Source organism: Streptomyces sp. SID9727, from assembly GCF_010550605.1.
Lineage (GTDB): Bacteria > Actinomycetota > Actinomycetes > Streptomycetales > Streptomycetaceae > Streptomyces.
Genome location: NZ_JAAGNI010000294.1, coordinates 15,757 through 37,415, shown reverse-complemented (window position 1 = coordinate 37,415; position 21,659 = coordinate 15,757). Strand labels below are relative to the sequence as shown.

19 protein-coding genes are annotated in these 21,659 nt (G+C 71.7%); 4 read left to right on the top strand and 15 right to left on the bottom strand.

What is annotated here, in order from left to right; all coding sequences use genetic code 11:
* Window positions 1-35: 35 nt before the first annotated feature.
* From G3I41_RS18965 to G3I41_RS18955, 3 genes are read right to left on the bottom strand one after another with little or no spacing between them, the layout of a single operon-like run.
* Window positions 36-668, bottom strand: a complete 633-nt coding sequence (locus G3I41_RS18965) for an LUD domain-containing protein (RefSeq protein WP_164401402.1) — start codon at window positions 666-668, stop codon at window positions 36-38.
* Complete coding sequence (locus G3I41_RS18960) at window positions 665-2,203, bottom strand: LutB/LldF family L-lactate oxidation iron-sulfur protein (RefSeq protein WP_164401401.1); 1,539 nt, start codon at window positions 2,201-2,203, stop codon at window positions 665-667. The genes G3I41_RS18965 and G3I41_RS18960 overlap by 4 nt, the downstream gene beginning before the upstream one ends.
* Window positions 2,200-2,967: a (Fe-S)-binding protein gene (locus G3I41_RS18955; protein WP_164401400.1), complete on the bottom strand. Its 768-nt coding sequence runs from the start codon at window positions 2,965-2,967 to the stop codon at window positions 2,200-2,202. The genes G3I41_RS18960 and G3I41_RS18955 overlap by 4 nt, the downstream gene beginning before the upstream one ends.
* A gap of 198 nt (window positions 2,968-3,165) precedes the next feature.
* Between G3I41_RS18955 and G3I41_RS18950 the strand changes: the two genes are divergently transcribed.
* A complete protein-coding gene (locus G3I41_RS18950; protein WP_164401399.1) occupies window positions 3,166-4,842 on the top strand; it encodes an L-lactate permease in 1,677 nt (558 codons plus the stop codon).
* An 18-nt stretch (window positions 4,843-4,860) separates the two neighbouring features.
* On the opposite strand, the gene G3I41_RS18945 is transcribed toward G3I41_RS18950, so the two are convergent.
* From G3I41_RS18945 to G3I41_RS18930, 4 genes are all read right to left on the bottom strand, one after another.
* A complete protein-coding gene (locus G3I41_RS18945) occupies window positions 4,861-5,607 on the bottom strand; it encodes an FCD domain-containing protein (protein ID WP_164401398.1) in 747 nt (248 codons plus the stop codon).
* A gap of 91 nt (window positions 5,608-5,698) precedes the next feature.
* Window positions 5,699-6,742: a S66 peptidase family protein gene (locus G3I41_RS18940; protein ID WP_164401397.1), complete on the bottom strand. Its 1,044-nt coding sequence runs from the start codon at window positions 6,740-6,742 to the stop codon at window positions 5,699-5,701.
* A 9-nt stretch (window positions 6,743-6,751) separates the two neighbouring features.
* Entirely contained in the window at window positions 6,752-7,171 is a 420-nt protein-coding gene (locus G3I41_RS18935) for a DUF4440 domain-containing protein (protein ID WP_164401396.1), read from the bottom strand.
* A 34-nt stretch (window positions 7,172-7,205) separates the two neighbouring features.
* A complete protein-coding gene (locus G3I41_RS18930) occupies window positions 7,206-7,946 on the bottom strand; it encodes a class I SAM-dependent methyltransferase (protein ID WP_164401395.1) in 741 nt (246 codons plus the stop codon).
* 174 nt (window positions 7,947-8,120) lie between these two features.
* Here G3I41_RS18930 and G3I41_RS18925 point away from each other — a divergent pair, with 174 nt between their 5' ends.
* The gene (locus G3I41_RS18925; RefSeq protein ID WP_164401394.1) at window positions 8,121-9,038 is read left to right on the top strand and encodes a DUF2510 domain-containing protein; all 918 of its coding nucleotides are present in this window, start codon (window positions 8,121-8,123) and stop codon (window positions 9,036-9,038) included.
* Window positions 9,039-9,745: 707 nt separating this feature from the next.
* Window positions 9,746-11,830 carry an elongation factor G gene (gene fusA / locus G3I41_RS18915; protein ID WP_164401392.1) on the top strand — a complete coding sequence of 695 codons (2,085 nt, stop codon included), beginning with the start codon at window positions 9,746-9,748 and terminating at the stop codon, window positions 11,828-11,830.
* 57 nt (window positions 11,831-11,887) lie between these two features.
* Here fusA and G3I41_RS18910 read toward each other — a convergent pair whose 3' ends face one another.
* Window positions 11,888-13,333, bottom strand: coding sequence for a glyceraldehyde-3-phosphate dehydrogenase (locus G3I41_RS18910; RefSeq protein WP_164401391.1), 1,446 nt, complete (start codon window positions 13,331-13,333; stop codon window positions 11,888-11,890).
* 169 nt (window positions 13,334-13,502) lie between these two features.
* Between G3I41_RS18910 and G3I41_RS36925 the strand changes: the two genes are divergently transcribed.
* A complete protein-coding gene (locus G3I41_RS36925) occupies window positions 13,503-14,507 on the top strand; it encodes a substrate-binding domain-containing protein (protein ID WP_239081704.1) in 1,005 nt (334 codons plus the stop codon).
* A gap of 10 nt (window positions 14,508-14,517) precedes the next feature.
* Here G3I41_RS36925 and G3I41_RS18895 read toward each other — a convergent pair whose 3' ends face one another.
* The 7 genes from G3I41_RS18895 to G3I41_RS18865 form a co-directional block, all read right to left on the bottom strand.
* Window positions 14,518-15,108, bottom strand: a complete 591-nt coding sequence (locus G3I41_RS18895; protein WP_164401390.1) for an HAD family phosphatase — start codon at window positions 15,106-15,108, stop codon at window positions 14,518-14,520.
* 89 nt (window positions 15,109-15,197) lie between these two features.
* A complete protein-coding gene (locus tag G3I41_RS18890; protein ID WP_164401389.1) occupies window positions 15,198-16,319 on the bottom strand; it encodes a tetratricopeptide repeat protein in 1,122 nt (373 codons plus the stop codon).
* Window positions 16,316-17,551: an ATP-binding protein gene (locus G3I41_RS18885; protein WP_164401388.1), complete on the bottom strand. Its 1,236-nt coding sequence runs from the start codon at window positions 17,549-17,551 to the stop codon at window positions 16,316-16,318. The genes G3I41_RS18890 and G3I41_RS18885 overlap by 4 nt, the downstream gene beginning before the upstream one ends.
* A gap of 147 nt (window positions 17,552-17,698) precedes the next feature.
* A complete protein-coding gene (locus G3I41_RS18880) occupies window positions 17,699-18,967 on the bottom strand; it encodes an FAD-dependent oxidoreductase (protein WP_203601299.1) in 1,269 nt (422 codons plus the stop codon).
* Window positions 18,968-18,979: 12 nt separating this feature from the next.
* On the bottom strand, window positions 18,980-19,615 hold the full coding sequence (locus tag G3I41_RS18875; RefSeq protein ID WP_164401387.1) for a maleylpyruvate isomerase family mycothiol-dependent enzyme: 636 nt from the start codon (window positions 19,613-19,615) through the stop codon (window positions 18,980-18,982).
* Entirely contained in the window at window positions 19,612-20,439 is an 828-nt protein-coding gene (locus G3I41_RS18870; protein ID WP_164401386.1) for a fumarylacetoacetate hydrolase family protein, read from the bottom strand. Before G3I41_RS18870 ends, G3I41_RS18875 begins: the two co-directional genes overlap by 4 nt.
* 2 nt (window positions 20,440-20,441) lie before the next feature.
* Complete coding sequence (locus G3I41_RS18865; RefSeq protein WP_343242167.1) at window positions 20,442-21,602, bottom strand: cupin domain-containing protein; 1,161 nt, start codon at window positions 21,600-21,602, stop codon at window positions 20,442-20,444.
* Between the last annotated feature and the right edge of the window lie 57 nt (window positions 21,603-21,659).

Sequence of the window (21,659 nt, the reverse complement as noted above, 5' to 3'; positions counted from 1 at the left end):
CAGGCAGAGAGCGTAATCCCGCCCGGCATGACGACCTAGACGTCTGTGCGAATGACGACCGCGAGGGTGCGCGGGCCGTGGACGCCCTCGACCCGCTCCAGTTCGATGTCCGAGGTGGCCGAGGGACCGCTGATCAGCGTGGTAGGGCGCTCCGGGACCAGTCGGGCCACCGCCTCGGGCACACCCACCTCCACGGTCGACAGGTCGACCACGCACACATGGAGGTCGGGCACGAGGGAGAGTGCCCGTCGCCCCTGGTCGGGCGAGCCGTCCAGGAAGATGGTGCCGGTCTCGGCGCAGCTGACGGCGGACGCGGTGACGACACCGTCGAGGGCGTCCAGGCGCGGCGCCGGAATGTCCGCGGAGTCCTGCCGCACCTCGCCGTCGTAAGCGGCCAGCCACCCCGTGTCGAGCCCCGGGGGGACGCCGATGCGCGCGGCTCCCCGGTCCCGCAGCACCTGGGCGACGACTTCGGCGGTCCGGTCCGCGGTGCAGGGGTGGACCTGTGCCTTGTAGTCGACGAGCCGGTCGGTGAAGAGGGCGAGGCGCTCCTCGTCGGGGAGGGTGCGTCCGGAGCGGTAGGCGCGCGGGACCGCGGTTTCGCCGGCGGGCGCGAGGGCCAGCGCGTCCCGGACGCGGCCGAGCACGATGTCACGGGCGTTCGTCATTCGCCGTCCTCCTGCTGCTGGTTGCGGGTGTGCTCGGCGGACGCCTCACGCATGGCCGCCGTGCCTTCGGACGAGGCGAGCCAGGCGCGGAAGGTCTGCTTCGGCGGGGCGGGGGTGTCGCGGCTGTCGCTCCAGCCGCTGAGCGGGGGCGGCAGCGCCGGGAGCTTCCCGTCCCGGGCCAGGACCCGGCCGAGCCGGGACGCCTTCTGCGCGGCGGTGTAGGCCTTGGGCCGGCTCATCACGGCGCCCGCCGCCTTCATGGCCAGCTTCTCGGCGGTGGTGCCGGACCGCTCGGTGTGCTGGTGGCGCAGCTCCACCAGCAGCGAGGGGATGTCGATCTTGACGGGGCAGGCGTCGAAGCAGGCCCCGCAGAGGCTGGAGGCGTACGGCAGCGAGCTGTTCGGGTCGTCCTTGGCGGCGTCCATCCCGGCGAGCTGCGGGGTCAGGACCGCGCCGATCGGCCCGGGGTAGGTCGAGCCGTAGGCGTGCCCGCCGGCGCGCTCGTACACCGGGCAGACGTTGAGGCAGGCCGAGCAGCGGATGCAGTTGAGCGCCTCACGGCCGATCCGGTCCGCGAGGGCGGCGGTGCGGCCGTTGTCGAGGAGGACCAGGTGGAAGGTCTGCGGTCCGTCGCCGGGGGTGACGCCCGTCCACATGGAGGTGTACGGGTTCATCCGCTCGCCCGTGGAGGAGCGCGGCAGGAGCTGGAGGAAGACTTCCAGGTCCTGGTAGCGCGGGAGGACCTTCTCGATGCCCATGACGGTGATCAGCGTGTCGGGGAGGGTCAGGCACATGCGGCCGTTGCCCTCGGACTCGACGACGGAGAGGGTGCCGGTCTCGGCGATGCCGAAGTTGGCCCCGGAGACGGCCACCTTGGTGGTCATGAACTTCTCGCGCAGGTAGGCGCGGGCGGCGGCGGCCAGGTGGGCGGGGACGTTGTCCAGGGCCGGGTCGACGCCCGGGATCTCCTTGAGGAAGATCTGCCGGATCTCGTCCCGGTTGCGGTGGATGGCGGGGACGAGGATGTGCGAGGGCTTGTCGTGGGCGAGCTGGACGATGAGTTCGGCGAGGTCGGTCTCGTGCGCGGTGACGCCGAGGGATTCGAGGTGCTCGTTGAGGCCGATCTCCTGGGTGGCCATCGACTTGACCTTGATGACCTCGTCGCTGCCCGTCTCCTGGATCAGCCGGGCGACGATATCGTTCGCCTCGACGCCGTCGCGCGCCCAGTGGACGGTGCCCCCGCGTGCGGTGACGTTGCGTTCCAGCTCCTCGAGGAGCTCGGGGAGCCGGTTCATGGTGTCGGTCTTGATGGCGGACCCGGCGTCGCGCAGCTCCTCCCAGTCGGGCAGTTCGCCGGTGACGTGGAGGCGTTTGGCGCGGATGGTGTGGGTGGCGCGGCCGAGGTTGCGGCGCAGCTGCTCGTTGCCCAGCTCGTCGTGGGCGGCGGCGGGGAACTTCCGGTCGCCACGCAGATTGCCCGTGCCGTACGGGGAGCGGGGCGGGGTCGCGGGCATGCCGAGAAACGTCGCGCTCATCGGGCGGCCTCCGTAAGGGCGTGCGGCGAGGTGCGGGTGGAGGACAGGATCTGGGCGAGGTGCAGGGTCTTCGTTCCGGCCTTGATGCGCGAGAGCCCGCCGCCGATGTGCATCAGGCAGGAGGAGTCACCGGCGGTGCACACGTCGGCTCCGGTCGCGGTGACGTTGCGCATCTTGTCCTGGAGCATCGCCGTCGAGGTGTCGGCGTTCTTCACGGCGAAGGTGCCGCCGAACCCGCAGCAGGCGTCGGCCTCGTCCAGCTCGACCAGGTCGATCGCGTCGACGGCCCGCAGCAGCCGCAGCGGTTTGTCGCCGACCCTGAGCATGCGCAGCGAGTGGCAGGTGGGGTGGTACGTCACCCGGTGCGGGAAGTACGCGCCGACATCGGTCACACCCAGCACGTCCACCAGGAGTTCGGACAGTTCGTACGTCTTCGCCTTGACCGTGGCGACCCCCGCGCGCAGCGCCGCGTCCCCGTACCGCTCGGCGACGATCTCGTGCTGATGGCGCACCGATCCGGCACAGGAGCCCGACGGCATGACGACGGCGTCGATGGAGGCGTCGCCGAACTGCTCGGCGAAGTTGCGCACCAGCGGGACCGGCTCGCGCTGGTACCCGGTGTTGACGTGCATCTGTCCGCAGCAGGTCTGGCCCGGCGGGAACACCACGTCGTGGCCCAGGCGGGCCAGCAGCACCGCGGTGGACTTCACCGCCTCGGGGAAGAGCGTGTCTCCCAGACAGGTGGCGAAGAGTCCGATACGCATGGAACCTCCCCGATCGCAAGTTGTGGTCCGACCATACTACCCTCCGGCCGATTGCGACAGTATGCACACGCACCCTCCAGTCCCCCTCGGAGGCGAAGTGACCTGGCCATCTTTTGGTCTGACCTTATTGACATACGACATCTGCGGTGTCCTACTGATCGCTGAAATCAGCTGCGCCACTCAGCGAGGAGTAATTCCGTGGCTTCCGCACCACCGGCCAGCGTGCTGGCTTCCTACACGCCTGATGTCCACGCCATCGGGGGCAGCCTCCTGGCGACCGCTCTGGTGAGCCTGATCCCGCTCGCCGTGTTCTTCGTGCTCCTGATGGCGGCGAAGCGCTCGGCGCTGGTGTCCGCTCTGGGCTCGGTCGTCACGGCTCTGCTCGTGGCGGTCATCGGGTTCGGCATGCCGGTCGGGCTGGGGCTGCTCTCGGCGTCCCAGGGGCTCGTCTTCGGCCTGTTCCCGGTGATGCTGATCGTCGTCGCGGCCATCTGGTTCTACGAACTCACGGTCGTCAGCGGCCGGTTCGAGGACCTCCGGCGTTCGTTCAGCGCCGTCGGCCGGGGCGACCTGCGCGTGCAGGCGATGCTCATCGCGTTCTGCTTCGGCGGCCTGCTGGAGGCACTGGCCGGATTCGGCGCGCCCGTCGCCATCACTGCCGTGATGCTGCTGGCCCTCGGCCTGCCCCCGGTCAAGGCGGCGGTGACCGTGCTCCTCGCCAACACGGCCCCGGTCGCGTTCGGCGCCATGGCCATCCCGGTCACCACGGCCGGCAACCTCACCGGCATCCCCCCGGAGGACATCGCCTCGGTCATCGGGCGCCAGTCGCCCCTGCTCGCGATCTTCGTGCCGCTGTTGCTGCTGTTCGTCGTGGACGGCACCCGCGGCGTCCGTCAGCTGTGGCCGATCGCCCTGGTGACCGGTGGCGTCTTCGCCCTGACCCAGTTCTGGTGCGCCAACCACTTCGCGTACGAGCTGACCGATGTGGTCGCCTCGCTCGTGGGCTTCGGAGTGGCGGTGCTGATGCTGCGCTTCTGGAAGCCGCCCACCCCCGACGATCAGCGTTCCCAGGTGGAGAACGAGCCGCTCACCCGGCGCCGGGTGACGTACGCCGTCCTTCCGTACGTCCTGGTGATCGCGATCTTCGGCATCGCCAAGCTGAACCTGGGCGGGCTGGACGTGCCCGAGGTGCTGAGCCACGCCAACCTCAGGATCGAGTGGCCGGGGCTCCACGGCGAGCTGATGACCACCGGCGGTACGCCGTCGTCCAGCGCGGTCTACACGCTGGAGGTCCTGGGCAACCCGGGGACCCTGCTGATCATCTCCGGCGTTCTGGTGACACTGGTCTACCGGTTCGCCAAGGACCGTGCTGCCTATCCGATGACCGGTGGCGTCGCGCTCTCGGCCGCGGGCCGGACGCTGAAGAACATGCGGACCGCCATCGCTACGGTCGCCACCGTGCTGGCGCTGAGCTACGTGATGAACCAGTCCGGTCAGACCGTCGCCATCGGCACCTGGCTGGCCACGGCGGGCGGACTCTTCGCCCTGCTCTCGCCGGTGCTCGGCTGGCTGGGTACGGCCGTGACCGGCTCCGACACCTCGGCCAACGCACTGTTCGCCAACCTCCAGCAGACGGCCGGGCAGACCGCGGGGATCGACCCGACGCTGCTCGTCGCGGCGAACACCTCCGGCGGCGTGGTGGCCAAGCTGGTGAGCCCGCAGAACCTGACGATCGCCGCCACCGCGGTCGCGATGCAGGGCTCGGAACGCATCCTGCTGCGCAAGGTCGCCGGATACAGCCTGGCCATGCTGGCCGTCCTCTGCGTCCTGGTCTACCTCCAGTCGACGGCCGTACTGTCCTGGATGCTGCCGTAGGGCCGGGCGGCGGGGGCGCTATGCGGCGCCTTCGCCGCCGGACCGGTCCTCGTCGACCAGCGTGCCGTGGAAACCGCGGATGTGGAGCTCGGCGAGATCGGCCGCGCCCTCACCGTCACCGGTGCGCACCAGCCGCAGCATCTCGGTGTGCTGTGCGTTGAGCCGGGCCTGCGTCGCGGGCCAGTCGTCCACCTCTTCGAGGGCCCGCAGGATGAGGGGGCGTACGGACTCCCGCACCGCGGCGGTCAACGTGGAGGTGAGCGCGTTGCCCGAGCTGCTCGCCACCTTGACGTGGAACTGGGTGTCGAGCTCGTTGAACTCCTCCGGCCCGATCCCCTCCCGCGACATCCGGTGGACCACCCTGCCCGCCGCGTCCAGGTCCTCGTCGGACGCGTGCTCCGCGGCGGCCGCGAAGCTGGAGCGCTCCAGGGCGACCCGGGCCTCCATCACGTCGTGGAGGCTGTAGCTGCCGAGAGCGAAGTGCAGGCGCAGCAGCCGCCCCAGCGCGTCGTCCGGGTTGCGCACGATCCGGGCCCCGGAGTCGTGCCCCCGGCCGGGCTGGGCGACCAGCACGCCAATGGTCTCCAGCACCCGGAGCGCTTCCCGGAGCGCCGACCGGCTCACCCCGAAGACGGGGGCGAGCTCGCGCTCGGGCGGCAGCCGGTCCCCAGCCCTCAGCTTCCCGGCGAAGACCTGCTCCTCGATGCTCTGGAGCACGAGTTCATGGGTCCGGGCCTGCCGCACGGGCTGCCACTCGACAGGCATCCGCTTCTCCACTCCCCGTTCGGGCGTATGCGTACATCCCGACTATGTCACACACACCATGTGGTCGGACCGCAAACGGGGACCCCGGTGATCAGTAGGTGACGGTGATACGGCGGGTCGTCCCGTCCACCCGGATGTGGCCGCCGTACGGGATGATCACCTGCGGGTCCGTGTGGCCGCAGTCGACGTCGAAGACGGCCATCGTGTCGGGGGCGTACTCCGCGAGGGCCCGCAGCACCGCCTCCCGCTGTTCCCGGCGGTACACCGCGCCGGCTTCCGCGTCGAGCGGCTGGTCGAAGGACCAGTTCTTGGCGCGTGCCATCAACAGGGCGGGGAAGCGCCGCAGCAGCCCCCGCTCCCCCATGTTGCGCAGAATGCGGTACACCTCGTCGGCACCGGGCAGTTCCTCTGAGGTCTCGAGGAACAGCACCCGGCCCTCGTAGGCCTCCGGGGGCAGGATCTCCCGGTCGGCCATCAGCATCCAGGCCAGGATCTCCAGATTGCCGCCCCAGCTCGCTCCCTCGACCACCCGGTCCGCGTTGTGCCAGATCCAGCCGTCGGCGGGCAGCAGGCCGGACTCCCGCTCGAAGGTGCGCGGGTCCTTCCAGTCCCGGTCGGTGCAGCCGCTCTCCTTCGCCGGCGTTAGCTCGTACGCGCCGTGGGTGAAGAGCGCGGCTCGCAGGGACTCGGCCGTCTGCGGGTGCAGCGCGCCGGGGCGGCCGAACTCGACCATGACCGAGCCGCCGTGGTACCCGACGATGCCGAGGTTGTCGAGGAACACCAGCAGGTTAGTGTTGTCGCTGTAGCCGAAGAACGGCTTGGGGTTGGCGCGCAGCAGTTCGCGGTCCAGGTACGGCAGCACGGTGATCTGGTCGTCGCCGCCGATGCTGGCCACGACCGCCTTGATGTCCGGGTCGGCGATCGCGGCGTGCAGGTCGGCGGCGCGCTCCTGCGGGGTGGAGCCCATCTTCCGGGTGCAGGGGTAATCCACCGGTTCCAGGCCGAAGTCCTCGCGGAGCCTGCGCAGGCCGAGTTCGTACGGCAGCGGGAGGATGCCGGGCAGTCCGGACGAGGGCGAGAGCACGGCGACGCGGTCGCCCGGCCGGGGCTTGGGCGGATAGCGGGAAGGTGTCATCGCGTGAGCCTACGCAGCACCGCCGCGAGAGTCCGCCGGATTTTCGGCGGTGCCCCGCGCCGGGCCGGCCGGGGTGCCCTGGTGGAAGTACAGCCGCCACTGCTCACCGGTCCTGCGCCACAGCGAACTGCGTCTGCACAGACGGCCGTTCCGTTCGGTGACGTACGTCAGGTGGACGAGGTCGGGGGCGAGCATGCTGCCGGACAGGTCGGAGACGTCCGGGCCGGGGTCGTCGTCCTCGACGGCGGAGGTGACGGCGAGTATGGAGACGCGGTCGTAACGGCGTCCGGACGCACCGAACTCGGTGAACTCCGGGTCGAGCAGTTCCCCCACCGCATCGGGCGACGCCCGCACCGCCGGTTCGAGCAGCCGGAGTTCGCCCGCCATGGCGGCCCGTACGGCCCGCCCCTCCTCGTCGCTGAGTCTCATGCGGCCCGACTCTACGTCGGCCGCGCGCGGGCCGTCAGACCAGGACGAGCAGGTCCATCCAGCTCACCGCGGGCCGGTCCGGCTCCTGTTCCGCCGCCGTACGCAGCCGGCGCATCCCGCGCTCGAACTCGTCGTCGCCGAGGCCGGCGAGCTTCGCGTCGGTGTCCCGCCTGATCCGGTCGGCGAAGGCGGCGAGGCTCGGCGCGCTCTGCTGCGGCACCGCGTGCAGGGCGACGCGGCCGAAACCGGACCCGGCGAAGGCGGCGCACGTCTGCTCCACCGTCGGGTAAGCGTCCACGATGCGCTCGGCGCCGGGGAAGAAGCGCACCCGGAGGTCCCGTGCGCACCGGCCCGGGAAGGAGTTGCGGATGAGCACCGGCGCGCCGGGCTTGAGGGCCCTGCGCAACTCCTTCGCGGCGGCGGGCAGATCGCCGATGTGATGGACGACCGAGCCCAGCCAGGCCGCGTCCGCGCAGCCGTCCGGCACGGGCAGTGCCTCGGCCCGCCCGTCCAGCGCCTCGATCAGCCCGTTCCGGGGAATGAGTGCCCGCATGGCGGCGGCCGGTTCCACGGCCAGGACCCGGACGCCGAACCAGTCGGCGAAAGCGGAGGCGAAGGAACCGGTGCCCGCGCCCACGTCCAGGACGGTGGCACCCGGTGCGAGTTCCACCTCGGCGGCGATGGCGGCGCGCCACGCGGTCAGCCCGTCGCGCGGTATCTCCCGGGCGAGGCGGTAGTCCTCGGCGAAACGACGGTCGGCGGCGGTCGCTTCCATGGGGCCCTCACTTCTGGGCGCGGTCAGGCGGGTCCGCCGCGCCTCGTCGGCGGATGCTAGCTACACCCCCTTCACTTGTCTAGACCAAGGAAGGCGGCAGGTGCGGGCCGTCGACCGACTGGGAGCACCACCCAGTTCATAGGATTCTCAGGCAGTCCGGTTACCGTGTCGGGCGTGACCCAGACGACCCCGCCCGGCTGGCATCCAGACCCCGGGTACTCAGGATTCGGCCCCCGCCACGAGCGTTGGTGGGACGGCACCCAGTGGACCGACCATCTGCGCGTACCACCGGCGGCCGTCCGCAGCAGGCGCGTACGCATCGGGGCCGCCATCACCGCCGCCGTGGTGGTGCTCGCCGCCATCGGGGGCGGTGTCTATCTGCTGACGGACGACTCGGACGGCAAGAGCGACACCACCGCCACCGCCCCGTCCGGCTCCCCGTCCCCCGGGCCCGACCGGCAGCGCGGCGGCGGTACGGGCGGCGGGAACGGTGACGAGCGCGGCGACGGCGGCAACGGCGGCGGCAGTGAGTCGCCGGAGCAGGGCCGCCCGCAGGTCGAGGACGGTTACGCGACGGACCTGGCCAGCGGCATCAGCATCCCGGTGCCCGACGGCTGGAAGGGCGAGTCGGGCATGGGCGCCGGGGTGACCACCGGGTCCTACGCCTGCCCCGGTGACACCGAGCAGACGTGCGTGCGCGGCGGGGTGTTCTCCGCCCCGGCCGAGGCGCTGAAGCTGACCACCAAGACCGCGAAGGCCACCGCCGAAAAGGACATAGAGACCAACGCCAACGAGTCCTACGGCGAGAAGATCTACGGCGGCATCACCTCGCACGAGGAGCTGAAGTCCGAGGCGGTCACGGTGGCCGGCCAGCAGGGCTACCGGGTGCGCTGGAAGGTGGTGACGGAGAACGGCGACGACGGCTACGTCGAGTCGCTGGCCTTCCCGTCCCCGCTGGCCAAGGACATGCTGGTGGTGATCCGCTCCGGTTTCGACATCAACAGCAAGGCGCCTTCGCTGTCCGTCCTGGACACGATCACGAAGGGCATCAAGGCGGCGTCCGGCGGCGGGGGCTCCGGCACCGACGCCTGAGCGTTCCGCGGGCGCACCGCACGGCCCGGCTGAGTATCCGGGCCGTGCGGTCTGAGTACGTCCGCCGATCCCGGCCCGGGGCGCCCCCGCTGAAATGGGGTCATGGCTCCCGACCCGAAGCGCCTCCGCGTGCGGCACGTCACCAGTGCCGGCACTTCCCTGGCCCTCTCGCTCGCCCCGCTGGTGATCGGTGTGATCTTCGCGCGCACGATGGCCCTGGACCCGCACACCCCGGTGAACGCCCTGATCACGCGGGGCGGCCGGGGCGTGGGTCCGTCGCCGGCCGAGTGGCGCGGCTGCGGACGGAGCGCCCTGCGCCGGTGCCGGACCGCCTGCCGGCCCCTGGCTCCGGGAGTCACGCGGCCGAAAAACCGGTTCCCACGCGCTCCCCGACTTCCCTAGACTCGCCGCACACCGCGCGCCGGCCGTCCGCCGGCGCGTCCGCCGTGACCGTTGAGGGGAGACCGCCGTGCGTTACCGCACCGCCGCCGTCGTCCCCCCGTCGCGGTTCGAGGTGATCCTGGTGTCTCGCGCCGCCCGGCGCCGGCTGCGCGGCCGGCCCCGGACCCCGTGACGAACACTCGGGCCACGCACGTTTTCTGACGTCCAGTCATGTCGAGTGGGCCCCCGCAGGCCCGCATCCGGGCCGCGTCGTCCGGGGGTATCGCGCCGTCTTTCTTCCGGATCGTCCCGAAAGGCCACCGGCCGTGCGTACCCGCCAGCACCGTTCTTCCGTCACCGCTCTCACCACCGTCCGCAACCTGGGCATCCTCGCCCATGTCGACGCCGGCAAGACCACCGTGACGGAGCGCATCCTCTACACCACCGGCACCACCCACAAGCGCGGTGAGGTCCACGACGGCACGACCGTCACGGACTTCGACTCCCAGGAACGCGACCGGGGCATCACCATCTTCGCCGCCGCCGTCAGCTGCGCCTGGGACGGTCACCGGATCAATCTCATCGACACCCCGGGACACGTCGACTTCGCCGACGAGGTCGAGCGTGCGCTGCGGGTGCTCGACGGCGCGGTCGCGGTGTTCGACGCGGTCGCCGGGGTGGAACCGCAGAGCGAGTCGGTGTGGCACCAGGCGGACCGGCACTCGGTCCCGCGTATCGCCTTCGTCAACAAGCTGGACCGGGCCGGCGCGGACCTGGACACCGCGGTCGCCTCCATCCGGGACCGGCTGCACACGGTCCCGCTCGTGGTGCAGTTGCCCATCGGCGCCGAGGACGCCTTCCGCGGGGTGGTCGACCTGGTGCGCATGCGCGCGCTGGTGTGGGCGGACGGCGCCGACGCGTACGAGGAGGGCGAGGTGCCCGCCGGGCTGCGCGAGGAGGCCGCCCGGCGCCGGCGGCTCCTGGAGGAGGCGGTGGCGGAGCTGCATCCGGCGGCCCTGGAGGAGTTCTGCGTACGCTCCGAGCTCTCGGCCGAGACGCTGACGGGGGCGTTGCGCGATCTGACGCGGAGCGGTGAGGGGGTCGTGGTGCTGTGCGGTTCGGCGTACCGCAACCGGGGCGTCGAACCGTTGCTGGAGGCGGTCGTCGCGTATCTGCCCTCCCCGCTCGATGTGCCGCCGGTACGGGGCGTGCTCGACGGGGCGGAGCAGGAGCGGGCTGCCGACCCCCAAGGGCCGTTCGCCGCACTGGCGTTCAAGGTGAACGCCACCGCGACGGGCCGGCTGACGTATCTGCGCGTGTACTCGGGAACGATCCGGAAGGGGGAGACGGTGCTGGACGCGACCACCCGGCGCACCGAGCGCGTCGGGCGCATCCTGCGGGTCCAGGCGGACCGGCATGTGGACGTGGACGCGGCGGTGGCGGGGGACATCGTCGCGGTCATCGGCCCGAAGGCCGTACGCCCCGGTGCCACGCTGTGCGCGCCCGGCGCCCCGCTGGTCCTGGAACCGCCCACGGTGGCCGACCCGGTCGTGTCCGTGGCGGTGGAGGCGCGGCGGAGCACGGACACCGAGCGGCTGATGGCCGCCCTGGTCCGGCTGGCCGAGGAGGACCCGTCGCTGGTGGTGCGTACCGACCCCGAGACCGGTCAGACCGTTCTCTCGGGCATGGGTGAACTCCATCTGGAGGTGGCCGCGGAGAAGATCCGCCGCGACCACGGTCTGGACGTGCGGGTCGGCCGCCCGCAGGTCGCGCATCGCGAGACGTTGGCGCGCGGGGTGTCCGGTCTGGTCTACCGGCACGTCAAACAGGACGGCGGAGCCGGGCAGTTCGCGCACGTCGTCATCGACGTCGAACCGCTGGCGGCCGAGGAGGGCGAGGACGCGGCGGAGTTCGCGTTCGGTTCGGCGGTCGTGGGCGGCCGGGTGCCGCAGGAGTATGTGCGGGCGGTCGAGGCGGGCTGCCGGGACGCGCTGGCCGAGGGGCCGCTGGGCGGGCATCCGGTGACCGGGGTGCGGGTGACGCTGACCGATGGGGCGACGCATCCCAAGGACTCCTCGGAGATGGCGTTCCGCACGGCGGGGCGGTTCGCGCTGCGGGAGGCCTTGCGGGCGAGCGCGATGGTGCTGCTGGAACCGGTGGTGGAGGTGACGGTCACGGTTCCCGGTGACGCGGTCGGCGGAGTGCTCGGCGACTTGGCCGCCCGGCGCGGACGGGTCTCCGGCTCCACCACGCGGGGCGGCGCGGCGGTGGTCACGGCGACCGTGCCGCTGGCCGAGCTGTTCGGTTACGCGACGCGGCTGCGCAGCCGTACGCAGGGGCGGGGCACGTTCACGACCCGGGCGACGGGGTACGCGCCCGCGCCCGCCGTCACGGTCTCCGGGACCGGCTGACGGACAGGTCCCGCCCGCCGTGTCGGCGGGCGGGACCTGTGGTCGTGCGAGCCGGGGTCAGGCGACCGGGACCGGGAAGGTCGGGTACTCGACGCCGGAGACGTGCTGCACGACCCGGATCACCTGGCACGAGTAGCCGAACTCGTTGTCGTACCAGAGGTAGAGGATCGCGTTGTCGCCGTCGACCTGGGTGGGGCCGGCGTCGACGATGGAGGCGTGGCGCGAGCCGATGAAGTCGCTCGACACCGCGTCGGGGGCGGTCGTGAAGTCGATCTGCCGTTTGAGCGGGGAGGTGAGCGAGACCTCGCGGAGGTGGTCGAGGACCTCGGTACGGGTGGTCTCGCGGCCCAGCTTCAGGCTGAGGATCGCGATCGACACGTCCGGGACGGGGACGCGGATCGAACTGCCCGTGATCGTGGCCTCCAGGTCGGGCAGCGCCTTCGCGACGGCGGAGGCGGCGCCCGTCTCGGTGATGACCATGTTGAGCGGCGCGGAGCGGCCACGCCGGTCGGAGCCGTGGTAGTTGTCCAGCAGGTTCTGGTCGTTGGTGAACGAGTGGATGGTCTCCACGTGTCCGCGCAGGACGCCGTACTCGTCGGCCATCGCCTTCAGGGGCGGCACGATCGCGTTGGTGGTGCAGGAGGCGCAGGAGATGATCTGCTCGTCCGGCTTGATCATGTCGTGGTTGACGCCGTGCACGACGTTGAGGACGTCACCCTTGCCGGGGGCGGTCAGTACGACCTTGGCGATGCCGGGCCGCAGGTGCTTGGACAGGCCCTCGCGGTCGCGCCACTTGCCGGTGTTGTCGATGAGGATGGCGTCGTCGATGCCGTAGGCGGTGTAGTCGACGGAGGTCGGGTCGTCCGAGTAGATGACCTGGATCTCATTGCCGTTGGCGACGATCCGGTTGTGGGCCTCGTCCACGGTGATCGTGCCCTGGAACTGGCCGTGGATGGAGTCGCGGCGCAGCAGCGAGGCGCGCTTGACGATGTCCTGGCCCGCTCCCTTGCGGACCACGATGGCGCGCAGCCGCAGACCGTTGCCGGAGCCCGCCTTCTCGATGAGCAGCCGGGCGAGCAGACGGCCGATGCGGCCGAAGCCGTAGAGGACGACGTCGCGGGCCTCACGGCGTTCGATCTTGTTGTCCCCGGTGGCGCCGGCGACGGCCTCCGCGGTGAACTCCGCCGCGCTGAGGCCGCGGTCGTCGGCCTTGTGGGTGGCGGCGAGCATGCCGATGTCGATCTGGGAGGGGCCCAGGTCGAGGGTGGTGAGGGCCTGGAGGAAGGGCAGGGTCTCGGTGACCGAGAGTTCCGCGCCGTCGATCTGCCGGGCGAATCGGTGGGTCTTGAGGATGCTCACCACCGACTTGTTCACCAGCGAGCGGCTGTGCAGGAGGACGGTGACGTCCCGCTCGCGGTGCAGTCTGCCGATGATCGGAATCATCGATTCCGCGATTTCCTCGCGGTTCTTCCAGTTGGTGAACGCGTCGTCATTGACAGTCACAGGTTTATCTTTCGAGCTAGGCGGCGCTCATATGGTAACCAGACGTTCATTCGATGCCTCACCCCGGCCCGGTACTCCGCCGGCACTCCCCCGTGCACACCGACCGCCCTGCGCGGGCCATTCGGCCCGCCTCCCCTGCGACGCGTAGCCGTACGCCCTGTTTACATCGATGTACATCCGGCCCTGCTGTTTCGCCGCCAGCAGCCCCTCTCGGCCACCCCCCACGCCTTCGCGCCCCCGAGAAAGGACGCCTGTGCCCTCCTTGCGCCGACCCCCGGACCCGCACCCCGCCCCTCCCCCGCTCCGACCGGCCGCCTCGCCCGCTGGGCGGCCCGCGCTGTCGCCCCCGTCCTGGCCGCCGTCATCGGCCTGTCCTTCGCCCCGGCGTCCGCCGCAACACCGTCGCCAGCTCCTGGGAGCCGGACCGGCCGGGGATGCCCATGGTGCGCCGGCTGCCGAACGGCACGTACTTCATGAGCTACGAGATCTGCAATCCGGGCGGCCAGTACCAGTGCGTCGTGCACTACCGGACCTCCCCCGACGGGGAACTGGGGCGCCCCCGTCTCGCTGGGCTACCGCCCGGAGACCGTGGACGGGGCACGTACTTCCGCGCCGCGCCCGCCATCGCCTGGGCGCCCACGCCCGGCGGTGGGGCGAACGGCCGGCTCCTCCTGACCGGCCAGCAGCTCCAGAACCGGGACGGCACGCCCGCCTCCGACAGCGGGCGCACGATCCTCGCCAACACGGAGAACGGCACCGGCCCGTGGTACGAGATCCAGGCCCCCGTGCAGGTCTCGGCGCGGTCCGCCGGGTGCTGGCCTCCGGCGTGCGGCCGGACGCCTTGCTCTGCCTGAACGACCAGCTGGCGCTGGGTGCGCTGCGCGCGCTGCACGGTTACGGGGCACGGGTACCCGAGGACGTCGCGGTGATCGGCTTCGACGACGTGGAGGGCGGCCGCTTCGGCGTGCCGTCCCTGAGCACGGTCGCCCCGGACACGGAGGCGGTGGCCCGGGTCGCGGTGGAGCTGCTGCTGCGCCGGATCGAGGAGGCCGCGCGCCGCCCGGACGAGGCGGACGGCCCGGCCGCGGAGCACCCTCAGGACCGGGTGGTGGCGCACCGCCTGGTGCTGCGCGAGTCCACGGAGGGGTCGGGCGGGCGCGACGGGGTGTGGTGAGGCCCGCGGCTCAGCCTGCGAGCAGCCGTTCCAGCGTCTGCCGGAGCGCCGCACCGCCCTCGAAGAGCACAGCGGTGAGACCGAGTTCGCGGGCGGCCCGGACATTGGCCTCCCGGTCGTCCACGAAGAACGCCTCCCCGGCGGTGGCCCCGAGCAGCCCGAGCGCGCCCGCGAAGGCTTCCCCGGCGGGCTTGGTCGCACCGAGCGCGCACGAGAAGGCGAGCACGTCGAAGCGGTCGGCCACCTCGGGCAGCCTCTCGGGGAGCCCGGCGCGCAGCAACGCGTCGTTGTCCGTGAACAGGGCCGTCGGCCGGCCCCGTACGAGGTCGGCCGCGGCCAGGACCTCGGGGTCGGGCTCGAACGCCTCGCACCAGATGCGGCGCAGCTCCCCGGCCGTACCCGCGAACCCGAGGCGCCGCCGGATCACCCGCTCGATGTCGTCGGCACTCCCCTGGCCCCGGTCCCAGGCCGCGATCAGCCCGGAGCCGTACAGCTCCGACTCGACGCGCCGCGCGGAGAGCCCGCAGGCGGCGCCGAGAAGTTCCAGCCGCCGCTCACGGTGAAAGCGACAGACGACACCACCGAGATCGAAGAGGAACACCCTGGGCTCCCTATCCGGAAACAATGCCGTGCTCGCCCCTGTCTTCCGTGCGGCTGGCTCGACTTTCGCGCGACTGGCTCGAAGGACGCTCAGCTTACCTTTCTGCGGTCGAACCACAGGGTCGCCGCAGTAGGTACCAGGCCCGCCCAGAACAGGGCGGTCGGCGCGGCGCGGTCCGTCCAGGGGATCTGAGTGATCAGCAGAGCCATGAGCATCGCCCACGCCGCCTGCGCCAGCACCACGCGGGGCCAGGCGCGGCGCCGGATCAGCGAGTGGAGGTTGACGCGGACGCCGGCCCGCAGGCGGCGGTAACGCAGCAGGGCTCCGAGGGCCCAGATCGCGGCCATGGGGACGAGGTCCCAGAGACGCTGGCCCAGGGCGAGAGGAAGTTCGCGCTGTACCTCGTCCTCGGTGGGAAACAGGTCGATGCCCGTGGCGGCGAGGGCGAGACAGAGAAGGGCCAGCCAGCGGATGCCGCGCAGCAGGCGGTACGAGGCGTGGTCCAGACCCTGCCGCATCGTCGCCGAACCGGGCGTGGTGGCCAGCGCGTCGGCGTAGAGGGCGGCCGCCTGCGCTGCCTTCACGCCGGGGGCGGTGGCCTGCCGCTTCGTGTGGCGGGTCAGCGCGATCTCGTTGTGCGGGTCGAGCCGGAGGATGGTCTCGTCCAGCCGGGCGGCAGCGGCCGTGTCTCCGCCCATGTCGGCGATGAGCCGCGCCACTTCGTACGCGTAGACCTCCTCGGGGCCCAGGCGGATGGCCTCTTGGGCGATGAGGTCCGCTTCCCTCAGGGCGGTGAGCAGGACCTCGCGTTCGAGCTGGCCGCCATTCGGCTGCGAGGCCCAAACCCTCAAGCGCCATACCCAGTCGGCCAGCAGGGCGTAGCCGTGCCAGTGGTCGGGGGCCAGGCGTATCACCTCGCGCAGGACGCCCTCGGTCTCGGGGAAGCGTCCCGAGTGGCGCAGGGCGTGTGCGTGCATGGTGAGCGCGCCGGTGTCCTCGGGGTCCAGAGCGAGCGCCCGTTCGGTCGCCTCAAGCGCCTTGGGACCGTTGGGCCGTTCCCCGAGATGGGCGGAGGCGAGCCTGGTCCAGGCGCGGATGTCCTCGGGGTCGTCCGCCAGCCGCTGCACCAGTACGTCCCTGGCCTCGTCGTACCGCTTGAGTTCGATGAGCAGACCGGCCCGCTCGACGGCGGGGTGCAGAGCGGCGGTCACAGCATGCGCCTCTTCTTCAGGTAAGCCACCAGATCGTCGTACGTCCCGCCCTCGTTGGCGAACATGGCGACGTTCCGCGCGGAGGCGAACCACGGTTCGGCGGACGGTACGACGTCCTTCGCGGCGGTGAGCAGGTCCTTCATGCCGATCATCCGTACGCTGCCGGTACGCGCCGAGTCCAGCAGCGCGCGTTCCGCCGCCGACTCGCAGAGGTGGGCGAGGTCGGCGCCGGACAAGCCGTCGGTGACCTTGACGAGCTTGCCCAGGTCGACACCTTCGATGGGCCGGTCCCGCAGGTGGTAGCGGAGGATCGCTTCCCGGGCGGGCCCGTCGGGCGGCAGGACGAGGATCGTGCGGTCCAGCCGGCCGGGGCGGCGCAGGGCGTTGTCCACGTCCCAGGGGACGTTGGTGGCGGCGAGTACAAACACCCCTTCGTTCGCCGTCGAGTCGATGCCGTCCAGCTCGGTGAGCAACTGGGCGACCGCGTTGCGCATGCCGCTGTGCGCGGTGCGGCTGCGCTTGGCTCCCAGGGCGTCCAGCTCGTCCAGGAAGACCACGCATGGTGCCTGGCGGCGGGCGGTCTCGAAGATCTCGTGCATGTTGCGCTCGGAGTTGCCGATCCACATGTCGAGCACGTCGTTCACCGATACCGACAGGAACGACGCGCCGAGCTCACCTGCCACGGCCCGTGCGATGAACGTCTTGCCGCAGCCGGGCGGACCGTACAGAAGCAGGCCGCCTCGCAGGCTCTTGCCGTACAGCTTGCGCAACTCCGGGTTGCGCAGCGGGGCCAGGAAGGCGGCCTCCAGCCGGTCCTTCACCTCGTGCATCCCGCCGACGTCCGCCAGCCTCAGCGCGCCGGGCTCCTCGACGTCCCACGCCGCCGTGTCCCCCGCGTCGTCCTGGCCGTCCACGCGAGCCGGAGTCTCCACGAACCGCGGTGGCACCGCGTCACCGACCTGTTCCTCGGCCGCCTTCCAGTCGAACCCGGTCCCCTCACGGGCCGGCGGCGCGGCCGGTGAGGGCGCCAGGCCCATCGCCCGGACCATCAACTCCCGGGCCTGCGCGTCGGCGGGCGCGTGCTGAAGGGCCACGGCCGCCTCGGCCACGGCCTCATCCGCTCGGCCCGCATCCAGGAGAAGGTGGGCCAGGTGCAGGCGCAGGGGTACATCGGCGGGCGCGGCGGCGACCGCGGCCCGCATGCTCTGTATGAGGGGGGAGCTGTCCGGCATGATCGACAGCCTAACGCTGCCGTCCGGGGGTGTCGGAGGGGTCGCACCACATCGCGCACTCCGCCGTGGGGGCCGGTTCCGGATATCTCCGGAACCGGCCCCCACCCGTCGCTCACGTGCCGGCCGCCGCCTCGGTGCCGGGCGGGGTCACGTCGTGCCCCTCGGGAGCGCCGCTTCGCCGAGGGACACCGAGGACAGCGGAATCGGGGTGAACATCTCCGGTTCCTGGTCCGGTGTCAGCGCGGTCGGACCGTACAGCCAGTCGGTGAACGAGTAGTCGTAGGCGTCGCGGGCCCGCAGCAGGACGTTGCGCCGCTCGCGGTCGGGGCCGTCGAGGTGCCACAGCTCGCCCCATGCTCGCGATGTGGTCAGCACCCGGCGGCAGTGCTCGGGGCGGACCGCCTCGTACGCGGCGAGCGCGGCGCTCCAGTCGACCGTGCCGTCGGGGGCCTTGTGGCGAGCGACGTGCTCGCCCAGCACCCAGCCGTCCTCGATGGCCATGATCGCGCCTTGGGCGATGTACTGGAGCGGCGGGTGGGCGGAGTCGCCGAGCAGGGCGATCCGGCCCTGGACCCAGTTCAAGAGCGGTTCGCGGTCGAACATCCGCCACCACTTCTCGCGCCACATGAAGGGCAGCCCGTCCCGGACGAAGTCGCACGTCCGGGCGAAGGCCGCGTCCAGTTCGTCGGGCGTGCCCCAGTCCTCCTGCCCGGCCAGCGCCTTGGGCGACTCGAAGACGGCGACCTGGTTGAGGAGTTCGCCGCCGCGCAGGCCGTAGTGGACGAAGTGGCAGCGGGGGCCGACGTACACGCCGACCTCGCCCAGGTCGGCGGAGCGCACGCGCGGCCGCTCGGCGGGGACGGTGCCACGGTAGGCCACGTACGCCGAGGAGACGGGCCGGTCGTCGACGAACAGTTTCCGGGCGACGGAGTGCAGGCCGTCGGCAGCGATCACCAGCCCCGCCCGGTGGGTCGCACCGGAGGCGAGGGTCACGCGGGCGCCGTCCGCGGTGTTCTCGAACGCCGTCACGCGCGCGTCGGTGACCAGCTCCACCCCCGCGCGCTCGCAGGCCCGCAGGAGGAGGCCGTGCAGGTCGCTGCGGTGGATGACCAGGTACGGGTAGCCGTAGCGCTTCTCCAGGTCGCGCAGGTCGAGCCGGGTCAGCTCTTCGCCGTCGACCGCGTCGCGCATGACCATCGCGTCCGGGAGCACACCGAGGCGTATGGCCTCGTGCAACAGGCCGTAGTCGTCGAGGATACGGGTGCAGTTGGGGGCGAGCTGGATGCCCGCGCCGACCTCGCCGAAGGCGGGGGCGCTCTCCAGCACGCGGACGGCGAGGCCCTGGCGGGTCAGCGAGAGCGCCGCGCCGAGGCCGCCGAGGCCACCGCCGGCGACGATCACATCAGGTTGGGACATGGGACTGACCTCTCAGAGCCAGGGGCCGAGTTCGGGGACATCGGTGAGTGGGTGGGGGCGGCCGGTGAGCCAGGCTGCGACCTCGGGCAGCGGACCTTCGGGCAGTCCGGTCAGCCCGCGCCCGGCGCGGATCTCCTCCACGAGCGAGGCGAGGAAGCCCTTCGGCAGGTCGGCGAAGGTGACGGCACCGGTGCCGAGGTCGGTGGCGTGGACGCACACCTCGCGGGCGCGCATCCAGGGCAGCTCGGCGGCGGGCACGGTGCGGCCCTGCGCGGTGACGACCTCGTTCCGCCACTGCTCGTCGGTGAGGCCGTCGAGGCCCGCCGCCAGCTTGTGCGCGGAGGACGCCAGCCAGGAGCGCAGTTCGTCGCCCGTCAGGGTGGCCCCCTCGGCGATGCCGGCGGCGCGCTCCTCGGCGGAGGCGTACATGGGGGTCTCCTCGCCGGTGGCCGCCCAGTGGACCAGGTTGCACAGGGCGTCGGCGTTGGCGGCGACGTGCGCCACGAGGTGGCCGCGCGTCCAGTCGGGCAGCGTGCTGGGGGCCTGGAAGCCGCTCTCGTCGAGGCCCGCGACGGCGTCGAGCATCAGCTCGGTGCCGGTGCGGGCCCAGGCGCGGGCGTCGGCGTGGGTCCGGGGGGTGGTGTTCATCCTTCGGCCACCTTGTTGGCGCAGGCGCCCAGCCCGCTGATCTCGGTGACCACGGTCTGACCGGGGAGGAGGAAGACCTTGGGGTCACGGGCGTTGCCGACGCCGGCCGGGGTGCCGGTGGCGATGATGTCACCGGGCCGCAGGGTGATGACCGTGGAGATGTACCGCACGAGGAACACCGGGTCGAACAGCAGCGTGCCGGTGTCGTCCTGTTGCATGACCTCGCCGTCGACGACCGTCCTCACCCGCAGGGCGGGGCGGACGCCGCCGACCTCGTCGGGGGTGACGACGTAGGGGCCGACCGGGGTGGACGCCTCCCAGATCTTGCCCTGCGTCCACTCGATGGTGCGGAACTGCCAGTCGCGCGCCGAGATGTCGTTCATGACGGTGAAACCGGCGATGGCGTCGGCGGCCTGCTGCTCGTCGGCGCGGCGCACCTGCTTGCCGATGACGACGGCCAGCTCGACCTCCCAGTCGAGGGCGTCGGTCTCGGGCGGCTTGGCGATGTCGTCGTACGCGCCGATCAGGGTGTCGGCGAACTTCGGGAAGAGGGTCGGGTGGGCCGGCAGGTCCCGGCCCATCTCCTTGATGTGGTTGGTGTAGTTGTGGCCGACACAGACGATCTTGGAGGGGCGCGGGACCACCGGTGCGAAGTCGGCGCCTTCGGCCGGGTAGGTGGCGCCGGACGCGGTGGCGGCCCGGTGCTGCCAGCCGTCCTCGGCGAACAGCTCGCCCAGGTCGGTGTGACCGAGGTCGACGAGGGTGTCGCCGTCGAGGCGGACGGCCCGGGTGCCGTCGGTGGTGCGGAGGGTGGCGAGCTTCATGGTCAGCTGTCCTTCTGGGTACGGTCGAGCTTGAGCGCCTCGAAGACGGGCGCGTCGGAGAAGCGGAACAGGTCGAGGGCGCCGGAGTCGGAGTCGGTGGTCCCCGCCTCGGACTTCGCGGAGAACGGCTCCCAGGACGGGACGACGAAGAGGTCGCCGCGGGTGACCGTCCAGGTCTCCGATCCCACGGTCACCGTGCCGGAGCCGTCGAAGACCTGGTAGACGGACGAGCCGGTCTCGCGCACCGGTACGGTCTCGGCGCCTCGGGCGACGCGGTGGAACTCGGCGCGGACGGTCGGCAGGACGTCCGATCCGTCGTGCGGGTTGGCGTAACGCACGGCGGCGTGGCCGGGCTCGGTGGTGCCGCCGTAGCCCTCCCTCTCCAGCAGGAGCTGGTCGCGCAGGGCCGCGTCGGTGTACTGCCACTTGTAGGACAGCAGCGGGCTGCCCGGTGCGGCGGGGGCGGCCGACAGCGGGCGCAGACCGGGGTGTCCCCACAGGCGCTCGGAGCGGGACCTTTCGGGGGTGATCCGTTCGGCGTCGCCGATCCCGTCCCGGCCGTACTCGAAGAACTGCGCCTCGGTGACGTACTGGAAGGGGATGTCCAGGCCGTCGATCCAGGCCATGGGCTCGTTGCTGGCGTTGTGGTGGGCGTGCCAGTTCCAGCCGGCCTGGGGCAGGAAGTCGCCGCGGTTCATCGGGACCGGGTCGCCGCCGACGACCGTCCACACGCCCGACCCCTCGACGACGAAGCGGAAGGCGTGCTGGGTGTGCCGGTGCTCGGGGGCGTCCTCGCCGGGCATCAGGTACTGGATGGCGGCCCACAGCGTCGGTGTGGCGAAGGGCCGTCCCCCGAGGGACGGGTTGGCCAGCGCGATGGCCCGGCGCTCGCCGCCGCGGCCCACGGGGACCAGGTCGCCGGCCTGCGCGGCCAGTTCCCGCAGCTTCTCCCAGTGCCACCGGTGCGGGACGGCTCGTGAGTGCGGGTGGGCGGGCATCAGGTCGCCGATCTCGGTCCACAGCGGGACGAGGAGTTCCTGTTCGAAGCCGCGGTACAGCTCCTTGAGCGCCGGGGTGACCTCGGGCTGTCCCTCGGCGGCGAGGGCGTGGAGTCGCACCGGGGAGTCCGCAGCGATGTCTGGGGTGAGAATGGGCTCAGTCACCGGACCAGCGTGCGGTGTGTCTGCTGAGAGAACATGGAGATTCTGCACACCAGAATC

What these genes read in the sequence shown, in the direction of transcription:
- G3I41_RS18880 (WP_203601299.1), bottom strand. Translation starts at nt 18,967, where the DNA reads ATGTCCCAACCTGATGTGATCGTCGCCGGCGGTGGCCTCGGCGGCCTC.
- G3I41_RS18870 (WP_164401386.1), bottom strand. Translation starts at nt 20,439, where the DNA reads ATGAAGCTCGCCACCCTCCGCACCACCGACGGCACCCGGGCCGTCCGC.
- G3I41_RS36925 (WP_239081704.1), top strand. Translation starts at nt 13,503, where the DNA reads ATGTACATCCGGCCCTGCTGTTTCGCCGCCAGCAGCCCCTCTCGGCCA.
- G3I41_RS18885 (WP_164401388.1), bottom strand. Translation starts at nt 17,551, where the DNA reads ATGCCGGACAGCTCCCCCCTCATACAGAGCATGCGGGCCGCGGTCGCC.
- G3I41_RS18940 (WP_164401397.1), bottom strand. Translation starts at nt 6,742, where the DNA reads ATGACACCTTCCCGCTATCCGCCCAAGCCCCGGCCGGGCGACCGCGTC.
- G3I41_RS18875 (WP_164401387.1), bottom strand. Translation starts at nt 19,615, where the DNA reads ATGAACACCACCCCCCGGACCCACGCCGACGCCCGCGCCTGGGCCCGC.
- G3I41_RS18960 (WP_164401401.1), bottom strand. Translation starts at nt 2,203, where the DNA reads ATGAGCGCGACGTTTCTCGGCATGCCCGCGACCCCGCCCCGCTCCCCG.
- G3I41_RS18955 (WP_164401400.1), bottom strand. Translation starts at nt 2,967, where the DNA reads ATGCGTATCGGACTCTTCGCCACCTGTCTGGGAGACACGCTCTTCCCC.
- G3I41_RS18945 (WP_164401398.1), bottom strand. Translation starts at nt 5,607, where the DNA reads ATGCCTGTCGAGTGGCAGCCCGTGCGGCAGGCCCGGACCCATGAACTC.
- G3I41_RS18935 (WP_164401396.1), bottom strand. Translation starts at nt 7,171, where the DNA reads ATGAGACTCAGCGACGAGGAGGGGCGGGCCGTACGGGCCGCCATGGCG.
- G3I41_RS18965 (WP_164401402.1), bottom strand. Translation starts at nt 668, where the DNA reads ATGACGAACGCCCGTGACATCGTGCTCGGCCGCGTCCGGGACGCGCTG.
- G3I41_RS18930 (WP_164401395.1), bottom strand. Translation starts at nt 7,946, where the DNA reads ATGGAAGCGACCGCCGCCGACCGTCGTTTCGCCGAGGACTACCGCCTC.